The sequence below is a fragment of the Rubellimicrobium rubrum genome, assembly GCF_006152115.1.
GTDB classification, from domain to species: Bacteria; Pseudomonadota; Alphaproteobacteria; order Rhodobacterales; family Rhodobacteraceae; genus Rubellimicrobium; species Rubellimicrobium rubrum.
Genome location: NZ_VDFU01000006.1, coordinates 184,335 through 207,637, shown reverse-complemented (window position 1 = coordinate 207,637; position 23,303 = coordinate 184,335). Strand labels below are relative to the sequence as shown.

Sequence of the window (23,303 nt, the reverse complement as noted above, 5' to 3'; positions counted from 1 at the left end):
AAGATGTGGCGTGAGCTCCGCGCTGGCCATGACACCGAGCAGCAGGCCGCCGAGGAGGCGCTGGAAGGCCGCGATCTCAACGCCGACGGCACCATCGCGTCGGGCGTGCCGCGCAAGACCTTTGCCCAGGCCGCCACCCAGATCATCATCGCCGACGTATCCATGTCCCTGGACAACGTGCTTGCAGTTGCCGGGGCGGCTCACGGCCATCCGTCGGTGCTCATCATCGGCCTGGTGCTGTCCATCGCGCTCATGGGCCTGGCTTCCACCTTCATCGCCCGGATCATCCATCGCTTCCGCTGGATCGCCTATCTGGGCCTGCTCGTGATCCTCTATGTCTCGCTCGAGATGATCTACGAGGGCTACCACGAGGTCCGCTACGGCCGCGAGGAGGCGCACGCGGAGGAGGTCGAGGATGCCGCGCCAGCGGCCGGTGCCTTGGTCGAGTAGCGGTCAGTCCGCGATCCGGAAGACCCGGACATGATCGAAGCGGGCCAGGAACCCTGGCCCGCCCATCGACACCAAGCCAATCCGTGCGGCCTCGCCCAAAGCGTGGTTCCAGGTCCCGCCCTCGACCCAGCCCTGTCCCTCAGCACGGGTGTAGGCTGTCACCCTTTCCCCACCACCTTGGCGCCGCACCTCCAGCCGTAGGTCGGTCCAGTCGCCGGGCGGCCCGACGACGGTGCTACCGTATCTGGGGTAGCCATCAGGCACCGGGGACACCTCCCGCGCGAACTCGGTCTGACGCGTTTCCCAGGCCGAGAGGACGACCAGCTTGAGGTAGTTGTCGTCGTCGCCGTAAAGCACGAGTCCCGTCTGCACGAAATTCTGGCAGCAGCCTTCGGGTGGAACATCCAACGAAACGCGAGCCTCGACGGTGAAACCGCCGCCCGGCATCGGCTTGGTCAGGACCGACGCCTCGTTGAACTCCTCGTATAGGTCTAAGTCCTGCGTCCGCAGGCCAAGGACGCCGCCTCCGATCTCCACGTTCCCGTCCTCCGGCTGACGGATCCAGGTCCAACCGTCGCCTAGCGCACCCCCGTCGAACTCGTCCGAGAGCTCGGGAACGGCCTCACCATTCTCGAACACGGCGTCCTGTGACCGTGGCGAGGTCGTGGGTGGCCGTTCCCGCATGGCAGGGACCGCGCGCGGCTCATCCGAGGGACCGCCTTCCACACTGGGCCAGCCATCGATCCAGTCGAGCCGATCCAGAAGCGCCGGCCGCCGTGTGAAGCCCACCTCGCCCTCGAAGTAGGGTGAGCCCTCGTCTATGGCGTGATACAGCATCCACCATTGGCCCGAGGCATCGATGATGGTCGTTCCATGACCGGGCCCGACCCAGCGGTTGCCGTTCTGAACCAGAACGGGTGTTCCGCCGATGCGTCCGTCAAGGAACGATGACCCGTTCCTGTCCAGGAACGGTCCTTGGGGATCCTCGGCGCGGCCTACGAACATGGCATATCCAGTCTGCGGCCCGTTGCAGCAGTTCGAGGCCGAGACGAACAGCCACCAAGCCCCGTCGTGCCATGCGACCTCCGCTCCCTCGTAACGGTTTGGCAGAGCGATGGGCACGGCGGTGGCCGCGTAAGTGGACAAGGAGCCGTCTGACGCCACATGAAGCTCCCGAACCTCGATGCCGCCGACGTAACTGCCGTAGTAGATGAAGCGACGCCCGTCTGGCGTCAGGATCACCTCCGGGTCGTAGGTCCATAGAAAGTCGCACCCTTCCCCATTGCGGCGGGGACCGACAAGAGGACTCTCGGCAGCTTGCCATGGTCCGAGCGGGCTGTTGGATGTCGCGTATCCGATGGCTCCGTCGGTTGAGCAGCCGGGCTCTCCTCCTGCCTCATCGGCCAGGTCCGTAACACCGAAAAACAGGTAATGCTTGCCGCTGATCATTTCGGCCTCGGGGGCCCAGAACAACGCTTCCGGCGCAGCCCAGGAAGGCGGAGCCGCGCTGGCGGTCGCGGCATCACGGTCGAAGGCTGGACCTTCGTAGGTCCAATGAACCAAGTCGTCCGAACTGAACATGGGCAATGACCGGAACACCAGAGCGCCCGAGGAGTCCCTGTCTGCACTCGACAGGGGATCGGTCGTGCAGAACATCGTCCAACCCTGCTGAACGCCGGCTGTCTGGATCACGCTCGGGTCAGCGCAGCTTTCGACGAGCTGGCCACTGGCCGTGACCGGCAGGGGGTTGGAGTAGGTGTCTTCGCCAGACTGGGCATGACTGATACTTGGCACGCTGGCGAGACCGTTCAGGAGTGCGATCCGGATCCACGCAGGCATCGTCCGACCCTCCGATTCCGGGTGTCCGACAACATCCCGTCGCACGGAAGCCTAGCGTTCCCCCGCTCGTCGGCAATCGCGGCGGAGCACTCCGCCGGAACCGAAATGGGGCGATAGGATTGGACAGATCATGACCCAGGACAGACGATCCTCAAGATTATCGCTGAACGAAAGAGCAGCCGCGCTCGTCGATAGAATGATCGCGGATGCTGCACTCCTTCGCGTCGGCGTCAGAATCGGGACTGAGGGGGAGACGCTGGTCGACTGCGGGCACAGGTCGCGTGGCAGCACGGAGGCAGGCCTCCGCCTAGCCCGGATCGCAACAGGCGGGCTTGCCGAGGTCTCCATGGCTGCCTCTCCGGAAGGCTCGATGGGATGGGACGTGCTGGTCCGAACCAGCCAGCCCCTGCTCGCCTGTTTAGGGTGTCAGTATGCGGGATGGCACCTGAAGTCGCCGACAGGAGCGGTGCTGATGGGGTCAGGCCCAGCCCGGCTGCTGGCTAGGCACGAAGCGATCTTGGATGGGATCGCTCACCACGAGGTTGCCGACCGGGCCGTCTTGTTGGTGGAAGGTGATGCCCCTCCCGACTGCGCGATCGCGCAGTCCGTGGCAGAGGCATGCGGTATCGCCCGGGACCGGCTCGTCCTACTCCACAGCCCGACCGGATCGCTGACGGGAATGACACAGGTCGCGGCACGCGTCGTGGAATGCGCGATGCAAAAGCTCCGACTGGCGGAGTTTCCGCCTGACGCCATTATAGAGGCGACCGGCAGCGCTCCGATCCGTCCGCCGCATCCGGACACCCGCATCGCCATGGGGCGCGCGAACGATGCCATCATCTACGGCGGCCAAGTCCACCTCGTCGTAGAGGGCTCGGACGACGAGGCACAACGGCTTGCCACAGCCCTGCCCAGTTCGACCTCATCCGATTGGGGCCGGAGCTTTGCCCAGGTTTATGAAGCAGCCGGAGGCGACTTCAGCGGGATCGACAGCGGTTTGTTCAGTCCAGCCTTGGTGACCGTCACTGCTGTCGAAAGCGGCGAAACATTCAGCGCCGGGCGTAAGCAGCCCGAATGGTTGACCGATCACTGAGAGTCAGGATCTGATCTCACATCCTGCGGCTCCACTCTAAGCTGGCAGACTGCTCGAGCCGCTCAGAACCTGAAGATGATCAAACTGCAGGAAAGTCTGCTGGAAGCTGGCGGCCGGTAAGGAGAAAAGCCGCCGCGTCCCTCCGAAAGGTTACAGTGCCGCTTAGGTATGCGACAGCTCGGTCGCGGTAACTGGCTTCAACATGTGAACGGTGAACACCTCGGAGTTCGAGCCACTGCAACACTGTCCACCAAGGTCCGAAGATGGACTTCGCGCGGCGCCCGATGATCATTAATCGTGTTAGATCGAAGAGGCAGAGGCCCGTCGTGGCGGGTCGGGAAAAATTCCAAAGCCTGAGCAAGGCCCCATGAGAGCCCGTGATCATCCGCTCAGCCGTTTCCGACAAAGCCACCGGCAGCACCCGGCCCGAGGTTTGTTTATGCTTTGCGGGTTATGCGCTCCAGAACCGCCACAACACGATCTGGCGGGGCGACTGGGTGGGCAGTTTCCCCTGGCTCCGGCGCGACGGCGTGTTCGGTCACCTCCCCGGCGGCCCGCTCCTCGACCTGGGCTTCGCCCGCGTCATCCCCCATCAGGTCCTCACCCACCAGCTGTCCTGGGAGTTCCGGGGCCGGGCCCATGCCGGGACGGCCCCGCCGATCGCACCTACGTCACAGACTGGGAGTGCCGTCCTTCCAATCCCATTCCGTCATATGCGGGAGGTATTTGCGCACGCGCCGTCCTTCGAGGACCGGCTCCTCGAAATGATAGGCCGGGAGATCCTCCGACCCGATCTCGCCACGTGCGAGCCGGGCATAAAGATCGGACAACTCTGAGTGCTGCCGATTGAAGTCGCTGGACAGATAGTAGACCCCCTGCGGATCGATCCGCCGATTAGGCTGCCGGCAGAGAGAGCACCAGTCGGTCGAATCCAGATAGGGATACCAGCAGAAGCCATCGAAGGTCCGCCCCCGAGCGGCAAGGTCCGGAACCAAGGCCTCACACTCGGCTACCATGTATTTGAGCCAACTGATGCGGTCCTCGATCCGGCCACGGACGTTGGTCTCGGTCAGCATGAGGGAGAACTGCGGGTAGCGGTCAGCATACTCCAGGGCGACCTTCCTGAAGCCCCAGGGAAGGAAGTCGTCGCTCTGGCCTTCCACGGTCCAGCCCAATTCGCTGTGGGCGTAGTAGTCCAGACCCAGCACGTCCACCCGAGCTGGGAACTCACGGAACCATGCAGCGTCGGCTTCTGTGAGCCCATGCTCCCTGAGGGTGGCCCACAGAGGGTGTCCTTCATCGACGCGCCCCAGAATGAGATCCAGCACCACGAACCTCAGGTCGTTGCCGAAATCCGTATGGTACTGAGACTGCGGATCAAGCGCCACGTGACGCTCGCAGGTGTCCACATGCACGACCCGCAAATCCGGGATCATTCGCTCCAGCATGGGTGTGACCAAGCTGATCGCCTTGGCCTTGCCAAGTATGATCGGAACGATGCCGGCGCGGTCCCGCCAGTGCGGATACCATTCGCCCATGAAACCACTCAGAATCGCGGTCGCCAGTGGCTCGTTTATGATCGTGTAATCGGTGACCCAGGGATAGCGACGCGCGAATGCTCGAATAAAATCCTGATATGCAATCGGGAACTCGGGGTTGGCGAAACCGTGCTCTAACCATTGGGGGAAGCTTGTGTGGTGCAACGGGTCGGCGATGGGCTTCAGGCCGAGCCTGCGGACATGACCAAGGTACCGATCCGTCCACGCCCAGTCATAGACGCCGCGCACCCGTTCGATCTTGTGCCAAGGGATGCAGCAGCGGAACGTGGTGATGCCATCGTTGGCGAGCAGCCTGAGGTCGTCCTTGTACCTCACGCTATGCTCTGTGGTGTCGAGCACATCGGTCCCATGACCGAACATCTGCGTGCCCTCGAAACCGGTCAGGTAGTGGAGCCGCGGGAGTGCCGGCGACACTCCGGCCGAGGCTCCGGCCTGATCCGCCGAGGCCCACGAGCCTGCGGTGTCACTGTGTCGTCGGCTTACCGCAAGAGTTCCGGACAGGGTTCTTTTCATGTTCTTCCCAACGATGGTGGCCGATGATGATGCCGGGTGGCGTTCTCCGCTCGTGAAAGGCTGCGAAGCAGGCTGGCGGACATGAGGGACTGCCGGTCGCGCGGGCTGTACGCCCGTGGCTCCGATGTGCCGCCTCGAACTCCTTCTTTCGCCGCCATCTCCCGGATGAACGTAGGTCACCCACGCGCCAGTTCCCCCGTCCGCTTCATGATTTTCTGGGGATAACCTTATTCGTCCCTTGGGCCACCGCGACGAACTGCGGAAAAACGGCACGTCCGTCGCTGATTTCACCGGACCCGACTGGCTCTTTCGGCGGACGGTCATACTTTGCTCCCTCGGCCAGAGTAGCTGCAGGAGGGACGACCATCGCCAAGGATCTTCCAACCGTCGAGCCGTCCCCGCCCCGGACCGGGGCAAACGTGGCCAAGGGACTGCCATGGGTCCGGGTCGCGCCCGATTCGCCTTACTTCGTGACGGACGATGGAAGGCCCTGGCACCCGATCGGTCAGAACGATGCCATCACCTGGCCCGAGCTCCAGGGCCTCTTTCGGCGCAAGGACCTGGCGGCTGTTGACCGCCATCTCGACTGGCTGGCAAGCCACGGCGTGACATGCCTGCGAGTCATGATGGAGTATGCGCAAGGCGAGAACCGCTACCTCGAGCGCCCGGTCGGGCATTTTCAACCGAACATGGTCCGACTGTGGGACGACTTCATTGCGCTATGCGAGCGGCACGGTCTTCGGCTGCTGCTGACCCCCTTCGACACGTTCTGGATGTGGATCCGCTGGGCCAAGCACCCCTATAACAGGGCGAACGGCGGACCATGCTCAGCCCGGAACCGACTGCTGCTGTGCCGGGGCACACTGGATGCCATCAAAAACCGCCTGACCTTCGCCGTCGAGCGTTGGGGCGGGAGCGGCGCCATCTTCGCCTGGGACCTGTGGAATGAGATGCATCCGGCCCAGATGGGCGACGCGTCCACGTCGTTCGGTCCGGTCGCCAGCGAACTGAGCGACCACGTGCGTTTGCTGGAGATGCGCCTGTATGGCCGCGCTCACCCACAGACCGTCTCGCTGTTCGGTCCTGTCCTGCAATCTCATCCCGATGTGGCCGATACCATCTTCAGGCATCCGACACTCGATTTCGCCAGCACACACCTTTATGCGGACGGTACGATCGACCACCCGCGGAACAGCGTCGACCCGGCTTTGGCAGTAGGCGAACTGGTGAGGGAGGCCCTCGGCCATGCGCCCGCCGACCGCCCTTACTTCGACAGCGAGCATGGCCCGATCCACACATTCAAGGATCGCAAGCGTACCCTTCCCGAAGTGTTCGATGACGAATACTTCCGTCACATTCAGTGGGCGCATCTTGCGTCCGGGGGCGCAGGCGGCGGGATGAGGTGGCCCAACCGGAGTCCTCATATTCTCACACCTGGAATGCGTCGCTCGCAGCAAAGCCTTGCAGCGTTCATGCCGCTCGTCGACTGGGCCGATTTTCGGCGAACAAACCGCAATCACGAGCTTCGGGTTCTCTCGCCTTCGTTTCGAGGTTTTGCCTGTGCCGACGGTCGGCAAGCCGTCCTTTGGTTTCTCCGTGTGGATCGGTTGGTTAACCGAAGCCGGATGGTCGATCCCGATGCCCCTGCCCTTTCCGTGGTCGCTGAGTTGCCGGGAATGGACGAGGGCCGATACTCCGTGACGGCTTGGTCCACTAGGGACGCCCGCATCGAGGCCGAGTGGGAGGCCACGAGCCGCGACGGCCTGCTCAAGCTTGAAACTCCACCCACCGTGACGGATGTCGCCCTCGCCGTGCGGCCAGCGACATAGCGGAAGCGCTCCGAGGCATCAGCAATCCTCGGGACCCTCTATCCTGCGTGGGTCAGGGTCGAAGTCCACCTTGGCTCTGCTGCTATGCGTCCGCGCATCGAAAAGACCTTGCCGTCTGAACGGCCGGTCGGGCGGCCAGCATCGCTCCACTACAAGATGGGTGAACGAAGCCGACCCACTGATGGTGCTCAGTTCATTCAGGGCCTCGACGCCTGTAAGAGCTGCTCGTGCGAGATCGGAACATGGTCCCCCGAACCCCGGCGACGGTTAGGTCACCTCCGAGAAGTACACACAATCGGCAGGCCTTGCACCGGGATGCCGGCAACGCTGGGGATATGCCAACGGACGGCAGGAAGCGAGTAAGTCCCGGCGTGGATCCAGACGGCAACCATGTGTGCGGCGAAACAGGCAGGCACTCGCGAGATGATGCGCGCGGTCCTATCGACAGTTGGGGAAGTGAGTCGATGCAAGGCGAAGGGCCTCGTAGAAGTTCAGGATCGTCGTAACGACAAGGATCATTGAAGTTGCCGTCGAGGAGATTTTCGGCCCACGATACGTGCGATCAGGCGGATCATCACACGCTACCCCCGCTGAACTCCACGTCCTGTTTACGTTTTCCCATGCAGGATGAGTTTAGGGGTCGAGATTCGCCCGGCATGCTTCCACCGATGCTCGGCGTGGTCCGACTGCCGAACTGTCAGCTTCCTCAGTATGGGCGGGCCGCAGTTCCGAACCGTCTGGCTCCAGAAGACGAGCTTGGAAACAGCAAGGTTCCAAAAAGGCGACGGAGACGCGGTTGTCAGAATGCCGGCCAAAAGAAATGTAGGATCTGAACGAAGACCGCGCAGAAGCGGCGGGGATCCTGCAAGCTATCGTGTGGCTAGGAGTCAGTAAAACGTGCCTATTCCAACTCGGGCCAATTATGGCAACCATCTGCTGGCGGCCATGCCCGATCACGATCTCGCCCTAATCGGGCCCGCACTCGTTCCCGTGGATCTGCCCGAAGGCTACGTCATGGAACGGCCTCATCAGGCGATCAGGCATATATACTTCCCTGACACCGGACTTGCCTCTGTCGTGCCTTCCACACACACGGGTCTTCGGATCGAGGTCGGAGTGTTCGGTCGGGACGGAATGTCCGGCACGATGGTGCTGCTGGGAGACTACCAGTCTCCGCACGAGACGTTGATGCAGATCGAGGGGCGTGGGCATCGCATCTCGGTCGATGATCTTCGAAGAGCAGCCTCGGAACATCCAGGCTTGCGTGACCATCTCCTGCGTTACGTGCGCTACTTTGCCATTCAGGTAGCCCACACATCGCTAGCCAATGGACGCGTGAAGTTGGCGGCCCGTCTCGCCCGATGGTTGCTGATGTGTCATGATCGTCTGAACGCCGATGAAATTCACTTGACCCATGAGTTCCTCTCGAACCTGCTGGGTGTCCGGCGGGCTGGCGTCACCGTGGCAACACACGTCCTTGAAGAGAAGAAGCTGATCCGGGCCCGGCGCGGACTGATCCGCATCCTTGACCGCGATGGGCTCGTCCAAGCCAGCCAAGGCACTTACGGGGTTCCCGAAGCCGAGTATCGCCGGCTTCTGGGCCAACTAAGCGGCCCATCCGTTCCAGAAGCCACGCAAACCCACTAAGGCCGATCAGGGCTTAACACGGACGACGGCAGCGTCAGATGGGCAACGAACGTCCGCACAGCCAGCCGGTGCCGATCTCGATCTCCATATGATCATCGGCCGTACCATGGCGGCCGCCAAACAGCGCCCTTCCTCGGTAACCGAGGCGTTCCACGCTGTCCGTGGTCAAGGCCTGTTGTAGCCCGAGCGACGACTCGGACCGGGCCGCCATCCCGTCCGCCGTTCCGGCGTTCGTCCTCCGGCTCGACCGGAGCGTTGCAGTTCTGGAACCGCATCCCTGGACGACGGGAGCCGCGTGATCTTCCGCGGACCCGTGGTCATTCGGGCGGTCTTCGGCCAGACCAGTCGGGTCAACCGCGCGTCCTCCCACCCATTCGAGCCGGAGGACATCATCCGATCTGGCCCAGTCTGCCGGAGCCGACTCAGAATTGGCCGCTCGCGCCCGATCCAGAATACCAACGACTGCGCACAGAGCCTGAAGAGCAGCAACAGAGAGGTGCGACCGCAGGTCGGCCTCGACGGAAGAAACAGCGTCGGAGGCCGCGATAGGCGACATTGGCTGCATAGACTCAGCCATGGTGTCAAAATGCTTGACGCCGTCCTGAGCTTCGCGGACCGGATCCACATGCGGGTCGTCCTGCAGCATCAGATGGCGGCGGCTCGGGGCGTTGCTGGCACACTGCCGTGATGGCCCCCTGAGCCCTACGTCATCCGCGGCTCTCTTTCGGGCCGCAACCTCTTGGGGTTTCCGAGAACCAGAGGGGTCAGCAGGACTGCCTGCCAAAGTCAAACGCCCTGCGGCCTCTCCAACCGAAGGCTCCTTGCAGGGCTTTGAGAGACGAGTCGCAGGGACTCTGCTGGACATGGCACTATCCCCCTGGTGGGCGCTTTTCGCGCTCCTGACCTTCAACGCTCCGCCTTGCGGCGTGCCTGATGCACGGACAGCAGTGTCGGCACAGGCAGGACTGTTACAACACCATCACACTGTCCTGCCAAGTGAAGATGTGGGGAACCTTTTCACAGTTGCGGAATCCTGCGCGTGCCTGAGCAGAATTTAGTTCAATATGGTCGGGAGGTCCGCTCCTTCACCAAAACAGGTCTTGGGCACCGCCCAGCTTGGAGTTGGCAAGCGGCCGAAATTCTTCGACCATCCCGGCCAGCGCTGGGCTATCGAACTTGGACAGGTACGCCTCGGCCCAAGCAAGCTCCCAGCCTTCCAGTTCGTCCTCTCCGTCGAAATAGGTCTGGGTCTCGCCGGCCTTTTCGGCGACCAGATCAGGATCTTCAAAGGCTTGGGGGACAAAGTTCACAATGCGGTGGATCGCGCCGTCGCAGGCGGCGAACAGGTCCGCGCCTGCCTCGGACAGCAGTGCGGCTCCGACGACCAAGGGTGCCGTGGCGTGCAGTTGGTACTGCAGCGCCCTCGGTCCGCGGGCCATCTCCAAAGGCAGGGCGCCGTCTGAGTCGGCTTGGCAGGCGACCAGTTCTACAGTGTCCGCTGCCCAGCCGGTGATGTCGCCATTACTAGTGGCCGTTCCAACCGCTGCGGCAGCGAGCCCGGCCCAGGCCCGAAGGTTGTTCTGACTGGCACGTTCCGGGGCTTCGTTGTCGAAGTATGCCATCGTGGAAAGCATCCGCTCTTGGAGCCAATCCTCGATGACCGTTTGCTGGGCATCATCTGATTGTGCCGCATGAGGTCTGGCCTGCAGGTAGGCCAAGGCGATGCCGCCCAGACGCGACGGGGTGGATATCTCAGCATTCATACTGCCGAGATCGCTCAGGGCATTGGCCTCGGCCCACACTGCGACAGCGTCGACGACGCAATCTGCTGCCAGAACGGCATCTTCGCCGCCCTCTTCGGCCCGGTTGGCGGCATTCGCCAGATCGATGATGAAGTCATCCACCGGTCCCAAGGCCCGGTCCACTTCGGCGTTCGTCTCCGCATCAAGATCCGAGCGGTCCTCGCTCTCGGCCGTGTAGCGGCTGCCGTATTCCAGGGTGACGACAGGATCGGGAACGGCCGGGCATGTAAAGCCTTCGGCCTTTCCCGCGTCCTGAGCAACCGCCGGCAGACCGACAAGAAGCGACAGACCGGTCACAAGGCTCAAGGTGGTGACGGAATTCGGCGTCATTGCGAGATCCCCTGGGTTTCGAGCAGCCTTACGGTGTCGAGAGCCTCCTTGTTCCCGGCCTCTGCGGCCCGGAACAGCCAGTCGCGCGACGTATCGAGCGACGGCTCCACGCCCAGGCCGAACGAGTATGCCGTCGACAGCAAGTACATCGCCTCAGGCTCGCCCTGCTCCGCCGAGGCGGTCAAGAGACGAGCATACTCGGCAAGATCGCTCTGCCCCTGGGCTTCAGCCTGAACGATCTTCGCAAGTTCCAGTTGGCCGACCGGATCACCAGCCTCTGCCGCCTGCACATAAAGGGCCCGGACATCCACCTGTGACTCGACCATGGACCGGACTTCCGGATCGGCGCGGCGGACGCGGCGAAGCACGTTCGGCACATCCGACACGTCGGAAACCCCGATCAGGTCCACGAACAGCGAGGCCAGTTCCTCCTTGGGAGGAGTGAACCTCGGCTGGTCACCGTCTGCCAGTGCCACCAACCGGAGCAGGGCGATCCGGTTACCCTTCTCGCTTTCCTCTTTCAGCAGGCTCACAGACGCGTCCAGCGCCTCGGGACCATCGCTGACCTCGCGCATGGCATCGGCCACTGCCACGATCTGGGACCCGTTCGCGCCAGCCGCGACTCCGGCGATATCGAGCCAGCGATCCGCCTCGTCCTGCCGCCCCAGGGCGTCCATGGCTTTGGCGACGTTCAATGCCGATCCGGTGTTGCATGGCATGGAGGCGCGAATGCGGCCCAGGTAGTCGTTGCGGGCTGCATCGTCGGCCAGGAAGGGCAGCGCAAAGACGAGCGCATCGAAATCGCCGTCCGCCTCGATCACGTCACGATGTTCGGTAAAGATCCGTTCGTTCGCAGCCGCGTCGTCGCCATCGAGCATGGCCAAGGCGCGCATGCCAAGTCCCCTGCCCTCCGCGGCCATTGGCTCTGCCATGGCAGAGACCTCCACAGCTTCATCTTCGGAGATGCCATCGCCGATGAGCGCGTTCAGCAGTTCGGTGGACGCCCGCGCTTCCCCGGCATCGATGGCTTCGCGCAGCTTGTCGAGAGCGGCGGCCCGCGCCTGAGGCGAGGAGGCGTTCCGGAGCTCAAGCCGGGCCATCTCCGTCAGCGGTCCCGTTTCGGAACTACGGGCCATGTCCTCCAGAAGCGCCGGGTCGAGATCGAGCCCGTACGCTTCCTGGAGTTCGAGAAGAGCAGCCAAAGAACTGGACCGTCCCGCAAGGGCCTGGGATTGCAGGCGAGCAAGAGTCATCGCGTCGATGGCGCCACCCTCGGCAGAGGCCGTCGTGGCGTCCGGCTGGGCCAATACGCTGTCGGTATCCTCCCTGACCTGGCGCCAGTAGGCCGATCGTTCCCGGTCGGGGGCTGCGGGGCTGCGGCATGTGAAGGCCGAGACGAGTTGGTCCATCCCGTTCGCACTTCCCGAAGCCAGCACGGCTTCCTGTAGCTCGGCCGTGAGGTCGAGAAACTCCTGCTCGGTCTTGGCGTGACGAAAACCGATCTGCGCCACACGCGACGTCGCCGTGGGGTCGGCAGGATCGGCCTCGTGCGCGCGCCGGAAGTAATCGGCGGCCTCGGACTCGCCGGCCCAACGGCCCTTGGCCTCGATGGCCAGGTCGCCCATCTCGATCAGGGCAAAGGCCGGGGGCGTCGGCTGGGCCGCCAAATCCCTGAGAGCCTGCTGGCGCTCCTCAAGGTCTTCGGGCGTCGGGTTCTCAAGGGCCTTGATGAAGGAGGCCAGGCGGACCAGTCCTTCGTAGTTCCCGATGGAGGCCGCCTGCCGGTAAAGCGAGCGGGCGCGCTCCACATCCTTTTCGGCCAAAGCGCCTACTTCGTAGATGCGACCGAGTTCGACCTGGGCGAAGGGAAGCCCGCCCTCCGCGGCCTGCTCAAGGTGCGCCAAAAGCTCCTCGTTGTTCTTCTCGATGCCTTCCGCCCGAAGGTTGATCTGCGCGACCTGCCAAGCCGAGTTGAAGTCGCCGAGCTCTGCCGCAAGCCGGTACCAGTCGAGCGCGAGGGGGGTGTCCTGCGCCACGACCTCGCCCAAGCGGTAGGACGAGGCGATGCGGTTGATCCTGTCGCAGATCATCTCGTCGACATTCCCGATCAGGCCTCCGAAGGCCAGGGTCACGGCAAGCTCGGGCTCGATGTCCCAACCATCGACCTTGGTCCCGTCCGACGTCAGGCCCGCCATTTCAAGGAGGGCGTCGCTGTGCCCCCCATAGGCCGCCGAGACCAGAAGCTGCTCGGCCCGCGCCTCGTCGCGCGCTACACCGGTCCCGTCGCGCAAGAGCCGAGCCGCGAAATACTGGGCCCCGGGCGACGTATCGATCCCGAGAGCAAAGAGCCTGTCGACCAGCCCCTCCTGCTCCAGAAGCTCGGGTCGGCCGGCCGCGATGGCCAGGTCGATGCGGTCGATGACCTGATCGCGCTCGGTATAATCCGGGTCAGCTTGCCGCAGGAGGTTCTGGGCCGTTTCGATCGTGTCGAACCAACCGGCAGCGTCATTCTCTCGCAGAAGCCGCAGGTCGCGGCGCACCTGCTCCGTGCTCTGGTCGCCCAAGCTCTGGCGGTCCCATTCGGACCAGCGCTGGATCACCTCGTGAATGGGAGGCCGCGGCACGCAGATCCGGCCCAGGTCGACGTCGGGCGGCAGGAACGGCACGGCAAGGGGTTCGGCGGCAAAGGCTGAGCCGGACGACAGGAGACCACAGCTCACCGTCGCAGCCACGCGCAGCCAGGATGTCAGGAACGGGCGGAACGGTGTCATCTGAGCCTCCTTCGGGGTCAGTTGGCGTAGGTGTTGGACTCGACGCGCGCCTCGTAGGCGTCTGGACCGCCTGTAAGGAGAATCGTCGTGCCCGTGGCACGCAGCATCTCGACCTCGGCCAAGGTGGCCTTGGTCTCGTCGCCGACGCGGAACTCGAAGTCGAGCGTCAGCGGTGCCCGCAGCGCGACACCGGCTCCTTGGCCCGGAGCGACTCCGGCCAAGGCAACCGCGTCGGCGCTGGGAACGTAGACATCGACGGCTGGCAAATCACTCAGGTTGTAGAACACCAGATCCGCCTGAGCCGGAGAGTCGGTGATCGCATCCGTCAGCAGATGCCCCTCGGCCGTGTCGGCGACCCACGAATAGTGCTGGTTCGGCCCAGCTTCGATGGTCGAATCCTGTCCGTCCACGGTCACGACGACGTCACCCGGCGCGATCTCCACATAAGGCGTCAGGCCGTTCTCACCCGGCTGCAACGTGGTGCCATCGACGGCCACGGACTGGTCGGCCGGCACATACACGCGCAGGAAAGACGCATCGGGCGCGCTGGCATCGGGGTAAAGTGCGTCGTCCTGCGCGGACGAGGCGCTGGCCAGGGCCGCGATGCCCACGGCGAGGACCAAAGATGTGCGGCGGGTTGCGAAGCGTGCAATCATGAAGCGGTTTCCTTGTTGGTGCACAAAGCAAGGGTCGCATCGTCCTGGACCGGACGATCGAACCTGACCTGGATCCTTGAGATGCCGGGCTCCCAGAACGGCTCGACATACTGATAGAAGCGGCGGCTAGGTCCGATCCGTTGCGTGCGCTCGATGGTTCCGTTCAGCTCCCGCCCGTCCTTCGTGATGAAGCCGATGTGGATGGCCCGGCCGTTGGCCGCTCCTGCATCGGCCCGCACATAGGAATCGGACGAGAGTCCGTCGAGAGGCAGGTCGGCCACCAGTGTGTGATCGTCGGCCCGCACGGTTTCCACCGGAACGCACTGGTCGGCCGCTGCCGCGATCAACTCGCGCAGCGGCAGTTCGCCGAACTCGGCGAGGTTGTTGTAGATCGGGTTTTCCCAGACCAGAAAGGTCGGAGGAGCGTCCTGGAATTCCTGGGACGTCATGTAGGCGATCATCGCCCCGTACTGGTTTCCGCCGGTGACCGCGTAGTTCAGCACGTCGAGATCGGCCGCGTCCGCCAGAAACCCGTCGAAGTTGAAGGACTCGGTCCGGGACATCGAGGTCCCGACAAGGACAACGGGGGGTCCTGCAGCCTCGGCCGCGAAGATGCCTCCGCCACCGCCGAGCGGAGCCTGCGTCACCTCGGTTTCCCAAGCCTCCGTGGCGGAGCGGGGCACCGTGTCGCGGCACATCGCCTGAATCTCCCGACGATAGGGAGAAGGCAGATCCTGGAGGCCAAGCGAGTAGGTCTTGTGCTCGGCGCTTTCCAGTCCCGCATAGGCGGGCAGTTCGTGCATGACCCGCGCAACCTCCTCCGCGACCGCGCGCGCCCCGTTGGACGTCCAATGGTGGTCGGTCGGGATGAAGGCCATGGTCCCATCGGGCAGATCCTGCAACGGCCCGAGCGCATCGACGGCGACGACACCGGCCGCTCGCAGACGAGCCAACACGTCCTCGTATGCGGCCGTTGCGATCGCAGGGTCGAATCCGTAGTCCCCCGCCGACTCCGGCAGGTATCGGGGCATCGCCAGTCCCTTGCCGGGCAGAGGCACGAAAACGAGCGTTGTGCCACGCAGGCCGAGCGCTTCCGACAGCTCGGCCAAAAGGGCGATGCTGCCATCCGACATCGGATGCCGCATCCGGAGGTCGAGGGCCAGCCGGAAGAACACGCCGTGCCGCCCCTCAATATATGGCGTGGGCGCGGCTTCCTCGAGATGGCTGCAGCCGTAGCTGGATGGAGGCTCGGCCCAGGCCGGCGTCGTGGACAGCAGTGCGGTTCCAAGTAGGACGGCCAAGCGGATCATTGCGGGACGGCCTCCTCTGCCGGCCGGGCAAGGGGACGCACGCCCGGCGGCTCGGGTTCCACCGGCGCGGCGCTGGCGGTTTCGAGGCCTCGCATGCGGCGGAGGTTCAACGCGGTCGTCCTCAGTCCCAGGTCATCCGACGCTTCCACGATCCCGAGCAGGCGCTGCACCTGCTCATCGTCCAAGGGAACCTGCGCCCGGCCCGACAGGGCTTCGAGGACAAGGGCCATGGCAGCGTCGGCGTTTCCGGACTGGGCGAGGTCCAGCCGGAACTCGAGGGCCTTTTCGGGCTGACGTCCAAAGGGGTGGCCGGACATGTAGAAGTCGGTGAGCGCCTTGGCCGCTTTCTCGTCGCCGTTCAGGGCCAGCGCGCGGAGGGCATTCTCCAAGTGCTCCAGGCGCCGCGGGGAGATCTCCACGTCCCTGCGCTGCAGAATGCGGACGAGCGGCCCCACCGCATAGTCGCGGTTCGTGTATGCCGAATTGGCGTAGTAAAACGCGGCATCGCCCAGAAGGGTCGGATCGTTCAGCGCAACGATGCGTTCCGCCAGCCGGAACGCGGCCAGCCCGTCGCCCAGGTCCGCCAAGGCGCGCATCTGATCCCAGGAAATCTGTTCACCAGCTATCATCCTGCGTCGGGCCTGCTGGAGTTCGGCGGTGGGCAGGTCGCGCGTCTCGGTGATCCGATTGTCGAAGACGAGAGTCACAGCCGATGCCAGGGCCCGCGGTTCGGTCCAAGCCGGGGTCACGACCGGGGCCGCCATGGCGCCGGACGCAATCAGTCCCAGTGCCAGAGCAACGACCGGCCGTGACCGGACAGTATGGGAACTGGACATCACAGGCTTCCTTGCAGGGCTGCGTCTGCGTCGGCGCGCAGGTCGTCGGGCCAGATGGACGGATCGCCGAGGTAACGGATGGGGAACTCCCACAGCACGAGTTCCGGCGGGTTCTGGGTCAGGCTGGGATCGTCGAGCATGACGCGCATCGGGCGCACGGGACCCCGGCCCTGCTCCGCGAAGTTCAGGACGTCGCGTTCCAGCGCCAACATGAGAGCTGGCGCAAAGCTCCACGACTCGTTCGCGCTGTAGCTTGTCCCCACGAGGTAGGTCCCGACCAGGGGGGCATCCGTGGCGAAGATGCCGCCAGCGGCATCCTCGGACGCCTCGGCCACGAAGGGCAGGATCTTCTCGGGACCGAGGCCGATCCGCGGAGCCATGGCTTCGTCCGTCACAAAGGAGACGAGGTCGCCTGTGATCTCCTGCGGCTCGCCATCGCGCTCGACAAAGCTGGTCTCGCCCGACGGCACGAGTCCTGATTCAGCAACGGCGGCGGCGACCGCCATGGCGCCGTCCGGGGTCCAATGGGTATCGCGCTGCAGGAAGACGGGCGTGCGTGCGGCAGCCTCAATGAGCGCGGTCCGCGTGTCCACGGCATCGATGCTCACCGCAGCCAGCCGTTCGAGGAAGCGGTCATACTGCGCCTCCATGGCTCGGGCCAGTTCCTGGTCGGGAGCGTGGTCGCGGTACACGTCGATCTTGGCCGGCAGCGGCATCAGCACGAGCCGCGATCCCATGGCCTGAAGCCGAGCCTGTGCCGCGACGATCTCGGACACCACCCGGTCCATGTCGGCCTCGGTGGCCAGCACGAGTTCCTCGTCCGTGAAGAGCCAGCCGTCCTGCCCGACCATGACACCGTCGCGGCCTTCGCCGGCGAGAAGGTAACGCGCCGCCCCTAGCCAGGCGACGGCTGGTTCGCGATGAGGCATGGCCCGGGCGTACTGGCTGCCCAGACTTGCCGAGACTTCGCCCTTGATCAGGGAGCCTTCGGCCCGGTCCATGGCCACTCGGTCGCCCGTCAGGATCTCGTAGTTCACGAAGCCGCCGTACCCGAAAAAGGCGATGGGAAGGATTAGCCGGGATAAGGAGAGGAGCCGCTGTGTGTTCATGGTCAGGGTCCTCAGAATTGAAAGTACAGAAAGGGCGAGAAGCTCTGCTCGGCAAGCTTCATGATTGCCAGGGCAGCAAGTCCGGTGACGAGGAGCGTCGGCACCAGTGTGTTGGTGGCTACCAGCGTGCTACCCGGTTGCGGAATCAGCTGTTCACGGGCGATCTGCCCGAGATAAGGCTCGAGCGCTGCTACCCCGACACAGAGCGCCAAGGCAGCGAGGCTTTCTCCCGTCATCGAAAGAGCCGTGACTGCCGGAACTCCGAAACCGTTCAGGCCGAACATGCCGGCGTAGATGTGAAGTGCTTCCTCGACGTTAGCGGCGCGGAACAGAACCCAACCGATGAGCACGAGGAACAGGGTTCGAAGAACGGCCCCGGCCCCATTAGCCTTGGCAAGGCCAGTTGCCCGCTCGAGCACCAGCCACCCGCCGTGCCAGAAGCCCCAAAGCACGAAGGTCCAAGCCGCGCCGTGCCAGAGCCCACCCAGGGCCATAACCATGAACAGGTTCACGTATGTGCGGCCCCGACCAACCCGGTTGCCCCCGAGGGGGATGTAGAGATAGTCGCGTAGCCAGGTGGACAGGCTGATGTGCCACCGATTCCAGAACTCGGTGATCGAGTGGGAATGATAAGGCGTCGCAAAGTTGCGGATCAGTCTGAAGCCGATCATCATGCCCAAGCCGACCGCCATGTCGGAGTAGCCCGAAAAATCGAAGTAGAGTTGCATCATATAGGCAACCGCACCACCCCAGGCGAGCGCGAAGGACGGATCCGGAGTCTGGAACGCAAGGTCCGCCAGAGGAGCCACGGCGTCGGCCAGCAACACCTTTTTGGCAAGACCCACGAAGAACAGCATCAGCCCGCCCAGGAACAGGTCAAGCGAATGAGTTCGATGCTTGAACTGATGGGCCAAGTCCTTGAAACGCAGGATCGGCCCGGCCACGAGTTGCGGGAACAGGACGATGAAGGCCGCGAAGTTGACGAGTCCGACATCCTCTTCGACATCGCCGCGATACATGTCGACCAGGTAGCTGATGCAGTGAAAGACGTAGAACGAGACCCCGATGGGCAGCAGCAAACGCCAGTGAACGCCCAGTTCCTCGGGGGTGGTGCTAAAGAGCGCGGCAAAGCTGTCGATGAAGAAGTTAAGGTACTTGAATACCCCCAGCACAGACAGGCAGCCGACCACGCCGATGGTGATCCACAGCTTCCTCCGTGCCGGGTCCCCCATCATCAGCCGGCCGAAGGCATAGGTCCACAGCGTGGTCAGAATCAGCAGGCCGAGGAAATCGAGCCGCCACCAACCATAAAAACCGTACGAGCCGATCAGGATGACGATGTTCCGCCACCGCATGGGTGTCAGATAGTAGATCGCCAGAAACGCTGGCAGGAACCCGAACAGGAAAACTTCGGACGAGAACACCATCAGGAGCCGGCCTCCGCCCGGCATTCAGTGAACGCCGCCGCGACGGCGTCCGGAGTGAGGGGATCGGCCACGCCCGCCTTGACGTGGTCGAACAACAGGGCGGCGCGATGGCCGCCACGGATCTCGTGCAGGAACAACGGTGTGTGCTGCGACAGGTCGCCAGCCAGATGGCGCGGCAACTGGCGCGCCAGATCATTGTCAGTCAATGTCAGTGAGCCGATCGAAGCCGTCCGCACGCCGCTCCGGTTCCGCTCGAACAGGTTCCCGGCCACGATGAGTTCGGCCTCGGGCCGGCTGCGCGACAAGGAGATGCCAGCGCCGCCGTTGTCCTGAATGATGTTGGCGGTCACGATGACGTCGCCGATGTCGCCGGCGCCCAGGCCGTCGCCTCCGTTTCCACGGATCAGGTTTCCGGCCAGCCGGAGGCAGCGCGTCCCTTCGTCGGCGATGATGGCGCTACCAGCGAAATCGGCGATGACGTTTCCGTAAAGGTCCACGGCCGAAGCGCCCGCCGCGACACGAAGGGCGTCGTGATGACCCCCGACCATGATGTTGTTTGTCGCCTCGACATCTGTCGCAGGACCGTCCACGCGAATGGCAAACCGGCCTTCAGGCTCGACGATGACGTTGTCCCGGATCTCGACCCGGTCGCTGTCGTCCACGGAGATCGCTATGCCTTCGGCGCCGTCGAACCGGTTGCCGACGACCCGGGCTCCGTCGCTGCCAATGATCGACAGGCCATGCGTGTCGATGAAGCGGCTGTCGCGGACCCCCGAACTGCGTGTTGCCGCAAAAAGACTGCCCGACCCCAGCGAGAGTCCGCTCGCAAACGGGGCAACGTCCGAGCCCAGGCCGGCGAACACGCTCCATGACGCGTCCAGCGTGCCCGTCCCCAGGATCGCCACGAAGGGTCGGAAGCTTTCCTCGGTCCAGTAGGGCGCCGGATCGGCCCGCACGGTGGCTCCGGCCATCTCGACATGGCCGAAGGATAGCAGGAACGCCCCGTCGTTCGCTTCCAGTGTCAGCACATCGCCGGGTTCAAGCTGTAGGGTTGCCCCTTGGACCACGACTATGGGCCGGGAAGCCACGAATCGCTGCCCGTCTCGCGTCAGCACCGACTCCAGATCGGTGCCGCGGGTGGCCTCGAAAAGCTCGGTCAGAGTGGCCGCGCCGGCGCGAAGATAGATGGCGCCCGGACCACGGGTCGGTTGGGCGGCGGCGATCTCCGCCTGTCCGGCTGACCCGGCAGCCAGGGCCATCTGCGTCAGGGCAAGGCGCACGTCCGAAGCCGCGACCTGCGGCGCCGAGTCTGCGACCAGTGCCAAGCCCCGGTCGTCCCCGGTCTCTTCCGCCGTCGGTGGTGGCAGGACTGCGCCGAACTGACTGAGGGCACGATTCCGCTCGGCCAGCCAACCTGCCGCATCGTCAGGTGAAGGCTGCGCCATGGCGGCCGTGCCGGCCCAAAGGCAGGCAGGGAGCGCCATCGCGAGCAGAGGCAAGGAGTTACGCAACGAAGCGCCTCCGACCGACTTGCAACGCATCGACAAGCTCGCCCGTGGGCAGCCCGTCCAGAGCGGGCTGCTGCTTTGCCGCCGAGGGCTCGATATCCACTGAAACAAGTATCAGGGACTCGGTCCCGCCGTTCGCGATCGTGGCGGTCTCGCCCGGCCGGACGAAGAAGATCTCCCCCGCCTTGGCACCCACGGGCTCGCCCGCGATCTTGAGCACGGCTGTTCCGGTGGCCACGGTTACAACGGACCCGGCCTGCCCCGTTCCGGTAACAGTGCCAAGGTTGCCTGACTCGATGACGATGCGTGCCACGCCAGTCGTAGCGGGCTGCAGGTCGGTTTGGCTCAGCCCCGTGCGAAGATGCGTCTCGACTTCCCTACGGCCCGTCTTGAGCAACTGGTTGACCGCGTTCTTCACCAACTGGGCGTTGGAGTGATTGGTCACGAGCAGCGCATCCGGCGTGTCGACCACGATGACGTCATCCATGCCCACCACCGCGATCAGCTTGCCGCAGCCGCGCACCAGGGAGTTCCGCGTGTTGATGGCCAGCACCTCGGAGCTGAGCACGTTGCCCGCAGCGTTCTTTTCGCCGATGCTGTGCACCGCCGTCCAGGCGCCGACATCGGACCATGCAACGCTGGCCGGGGCCAAAGACACATGCGGCGAACGCTCGAAAATCGCGCGCTCGGTCGGCTCGTCGAGCGCCGTGGAGAAGGGAAGCTCCGCAAGGAGGATCGCACCCCCGACCTCGCGCCCTTGGTCCAGCGACTGACGCACGGCGGCTAATGTCGCGGGTTCCAGACGCCCGAACTCACTCACGATCAGGTCGGCGCGGACTACGGAGATCCCCGCAGCCCAGTACGAACCACCCTCGGAAAGAAGCCGGGTCGCAACCTCGAGCTCCGGCTTCTCGACAAACGCTTTGACGCGGTGAAGACCGGGCCGCCCTTCGAGTTCCCCTCCATCGGTGATGTAGCCGAACCCTGTCTCGGGATAGCGCGGCACGATCCCGATCAGAACGATGTGACCATCCCGCGCAGCCGCCCCAGCCCGCCCGATGACACCGTTCAGATCGCCGTTCACGACATGGTCCGAAGGCAGGATCAGCATGATCGCCTCGGGGTCGGTCTCCAGCAGACGCAAGGCCGCCGCCAGGACCGCCGGCCCCGTGTTCCGACCGACCGGCTCACCGATGATGCGGGCATGGCACCCGATCTCGAGCATCTGCTCCGAGATGAGCTCCACTTGCGCAGCGTTGGCGACGATGGTCGGCTCGTGGAACATGTCGCCGCGATGGCGCAGCGCCGTAGCCTGAAGAAAGCTCGGACCGTTCGCGCCGTCGATCGGCTGGAACTGCTTCGGCTGCTTCACGCGCGAGAGCGGCCAGAGGCGGGAACCCATGCCTCCGGACAGGATCACGGGATGGATGGACTTCATGTCGCCTGTCTCCTTGCGGGCTTCCAGGGGCGGTCGGGCGGTCAAGGCTGGCGAGCGCCAGCCCAGAGGGAGGTCAGGAAGGCACGGGCATCAGCCCACCCTTCGGCAACCGGGGCGAGAAGGTTGCCCGCGTCGCGACGGATGCGAAGGGCCACGGCCTGGCCTGCCAGATCGGTCGACAGAGGTGCCTCCGGCATGAGACGGACAGGAACCAGATCCTCACCGGGAGCGAGATCGACGGCCGACGTCCGGCTGTCGAGCTGGCCGAATACGGTCCGTCCGTCACTGAGACGGATCTCCGCCCCGCCGGCCTGCTGCAGCGCGAAGAGATCCTGACGCGGCACGTTCGCTTCCACGATGGTGACCGGCTCTCCCTGCGTCAGGCGCAGGACAGGCTCCCCGGCCAGGACCGTGCTTCCTTCGGCGATGCCGACCGTCACGGACCGACAGTCGCAGGGCATCGCGATCGACAGGGTTTCGCCGCTGGTGGAAGCGACGGCATAGGCGACCTCGCCCTGAGGCGCCTCCGGATCGAGATAGGTGATCTGGCCGTCCGCCACTGCTCGCAGGGTTTCGCCAGCGATCGCGATCTGCGCGGGCGCAGGCAGGTCGGTCAGGAGGACTCGGCGGCCGACCAGGGTCGCCGCGACTGTCAGCAGCACGAGCATCAGCACGAGCGCGAGAATGGTCCCGAGAACGGTCTTGAGACCCGCCCAGGGGCTCCGTCGAACCGTCGGCCGCCCCGCCGCCTTGGGCGAAGTGAGCGTCCCCGCTCGGATCACCGTACCCAGCGAGGTGATGTCGCCCGAGATGTAGTCGTTCAGTATATGGCGGAGCTGCGGAAGATGCTCGCCGGTCGGGTCGATGAACCGGAGCACGAGGCTTTGCGGAGAGTCGCGGACGATCCAGACCTCGGGGTGCAGCGATACGGCAAAACCGCCGAAGTCGAACGCGATCCTGACTAGCCGCTTCTGGTTCTCGAGAGCCGGATCGGCCAGCCCCACGACATGCGCCTCGACCAGCGAGATGCCCGCACCGGTGTACTGGCGGCCGTCAACATAGACCGTGAACGGGATGTCGATAAGCGGATGTTCATTGCCGCCGAGGCCGGCGGGAAGAGAGGAGGTCCCGAGGGTGTCTTGGCGAAGGGGTGGATCGGGTCGCATCGTCATGTCTTGGCACCCAT

General features: G+C 64.4%; 17 protein-coding genes. 4 read left to right on the top strand and 13 right to left on the bottom strand.

Annotated elements, in window-relative coordinates:
- On the top strand, nt 1-450 hold a 450-nt coding region (locus tag FHG66_RS07790; RefSeq protein WP_425471716.1), incomplete at its 5' end, for a TerC family protein.
- 3 nt (nt 451-453) lie between these two features.
- On the opposite strand, the gene FHG66_RS07785 is transcribed toward FHG66_RS07790, so the two are convergent.
- Nucleotides 454-2,289 (bottom strand): family 43 glycosylhydrolase, encoded by a 1,836-nt coding sequence (locus FHG66_RS07785; RefSeq protein ID WP_139076181.1) that lies wholly within the window; start codon nt 2,287-2,289, stop codon nt 454-456.
- A gap of 130 nt (nt 2,290-2,419) precedes the next feature.
- Here FHG66_RS07785 and mch point away from each other — a divergent pair, with 130 nt between their 5' ends.
- A complete protein-coding gene (gene mch / locus FHG66_RS07780) occupies nt 2,420-3,382 on the top strand; it encodes a methenyltetrahydromethanopterin cyclohydrolase (RefSeq protein WP_139076180.1) in 963 nt (320 codons plus the stop codon).
- A gap of 671 nt (nt 3,383-4,053) precedes the next feature.
- Here mch and FHG66_RS07775 read toward each other — a convergent pair.
- Entirely contained in the window at nt 4,054-5,355 is a 1,302-nt protein-coding gene (locus tag FHG66_RS07775; RefSeq protein WP_176556162.1) for a glycoside hydrolase family 1 protein, read from the bottom strand.
- A 518-nt stretch (nt 5,356-5,873) separates the two neighbouring features.
- Here FHG66_RS07775 and FHG66_RS07770 point away from each other — a divergent pair.
- Nucleotides 5,874-7,283, top strand: a complete 1,410-nt coding sequence (locus FHG66_RS07770) for a glycoside hydrolase 5 family protein (protein ID WP_139076178.1) — start codon at nt 5,874-5,876, stop codon at nt 7,281-7,283.
- An 897-nt stretch (nt 7,284-8,180) separates the two neighbouring features.
- Entirely contained in the window at nt 8,181-8,930 is a 750-nt protein-coding gene (locus FHG66_RS07765) for a Crp/Fnr family transcriptional regulator (protein ID WP_246082504.1), read from the top strand.
- A gap of 34 nt (nt 8,931-8,964) precedes the next feature.
- Here the strand turns inward: FHG66_RS07765 and FHG66_RS21510 are convergent, their stop codons facing one another.
- From FHG66_RS21510 to FHG66_RS07715, 11 genes are all read right to left on the bottom strand, one after another.
- Nucleotides 8,965-9,576 (bottom strand): hypothetical protein, encoded by a 612-nt coding sequence (locus FHG66_RS21510; RefSeq protein ID WP_176556161.1) that lies wholly within the window; start codon nt 9,574-9,576, stop codon nt 8,965-8,967.
- Nucleotides 9,577-10,015: 439 nt separating this feature from the next.
- Nucleotides 10,016-11,062, bottom strand: a complete 1,047-nt coding sequence (locus tag FHG66_RS07760; RefSeq protein ID WP_139076177.1) for an alginate lyase family protein — start codon at nt 11,060-11,062, stop codon at nt 10,016-10,018.
- Complete coding sequence (locus tag FHG66_RS07755; protein WP_139076176.1) at nt 11,059-13,833, bottom strand: SEL1-like repeat protein; 2,775 nt, start codon at nt 13,831-13,833, stop codon at nt 11,059-11,061. Before FHG66_RS07755 ends, FHG66_RS07760 begins: the two co-directional genes overlap by 4 nt.
- 17 nt (nt 13,834-13,850) lie before the next feature.
- Entirely contained in the window at nt 13,851-14,489 is a 639-nt protein-coding gene (locus FHG66_RS07750; protein WP_139076175.1) for an alginate O-acetyltransferase AlgF, read from the bottom strand.
- On the bottom strand, nt 14,486-15,799 hold the full coding sequence (locus FHG66_RS07745) for an alginate O-acetyltransferase AlgX-related protein (RefSeq protein WP_139076174.1): 1,314 nt from the start codon (nt 15,797-15,799) through the stop codon (nt 14,486-14,488). Before FHG66_RS07745 ends, FHG66_RS07750 begins: the two co-directional genes overlap by 4 nt.
- The gene (locus tag FHG66_RS07740) at nt 15,796-16,635 is read right to left on the bottom strand and encodes a hypothetical protein (protein ID WP_139076173.1); all 840 of its coding nucleotides are present in this window, start codon (nt 16,633-16,635) and stop codon (nt 15,796-15,798) included. Before FHG66_RS07740 ends, FHG66_RS07745 begins: the two co-directional genes overlap by 4 nt.
- On the bottom strand, nt 16,635-17,744 hold the full coding sequence (locus tag FHG66_RS07735; RefSeq protein ID WP_139076172.1) for an alginate O-acetyltransferase AlgX-related protein: 1,110 nt from the start codon (nt 17,742-17,744) through the stop codon (nt 16,635-16,637). The genes FHG66_RS07740 and FHG66_RS07735 overlap by 1 nt, the downstream gene beginning before the upstream one ends.
- A gap of 11 nt (nt 17,745-17,755) precedes the next feature.
- Nucleotides 17,756-19,171 (bottom strand): MBOAT family O-acyltransferase, encoded by a 1,416-nt coding sequence (locus FHG66_RS07730; protein ID WP_139076191.1) that lies wholly within the window; start codon nt 19,169-19,171, stop codon nt 17,756-17,758.
- Nucleotides 19,171-20,682 (bottom strand): right-handed parallel beta-helix repeat-containing protein, encoded by a 1,512-nt coding sequence (locus FHG66_RS07725; RefSeq protein ID WP_176556160.1) that lies wholly within the window; start codon nt 20,680-20,682, stop codon nt 19,171-19,173. The genes FHG66_RS07730 and FHG66_RS07725 overlap by 1 nt, the downstream gene beginning before the upstream one ends.
- Nucleotides 20,675-22,117: a mannose-1-phosphate guanylyltransferase gene (locus FHG66_RS07720; RefSeq protein ID WP_139076170.1), complete on the bottom strand. Its 1,443-nt coding sequence runs from the start codon at nt 22,115-22,117 to the stop codon at nt 20,675-20,677. Before FHG66_RS07720 ends, FHG66_RS07725 begins: the two co-directional genes overlap by 8 nt.
- Before the next feature lie 41 nt (nt 22,118-22,158).
- Nucleotides 22,159-23,289, bottom strand: coding sequence for an efflux RND transporter periplasmic adaptor subunit (locus FHG66_RS07715; protein WP_139076169.1), 1,131 nt, complete (start codon nt 23,287-23,289; stop codon nt 22,159-22,161).
- Nucleotides 23,290-23,303: the final 14 nt, after the last annotated feature.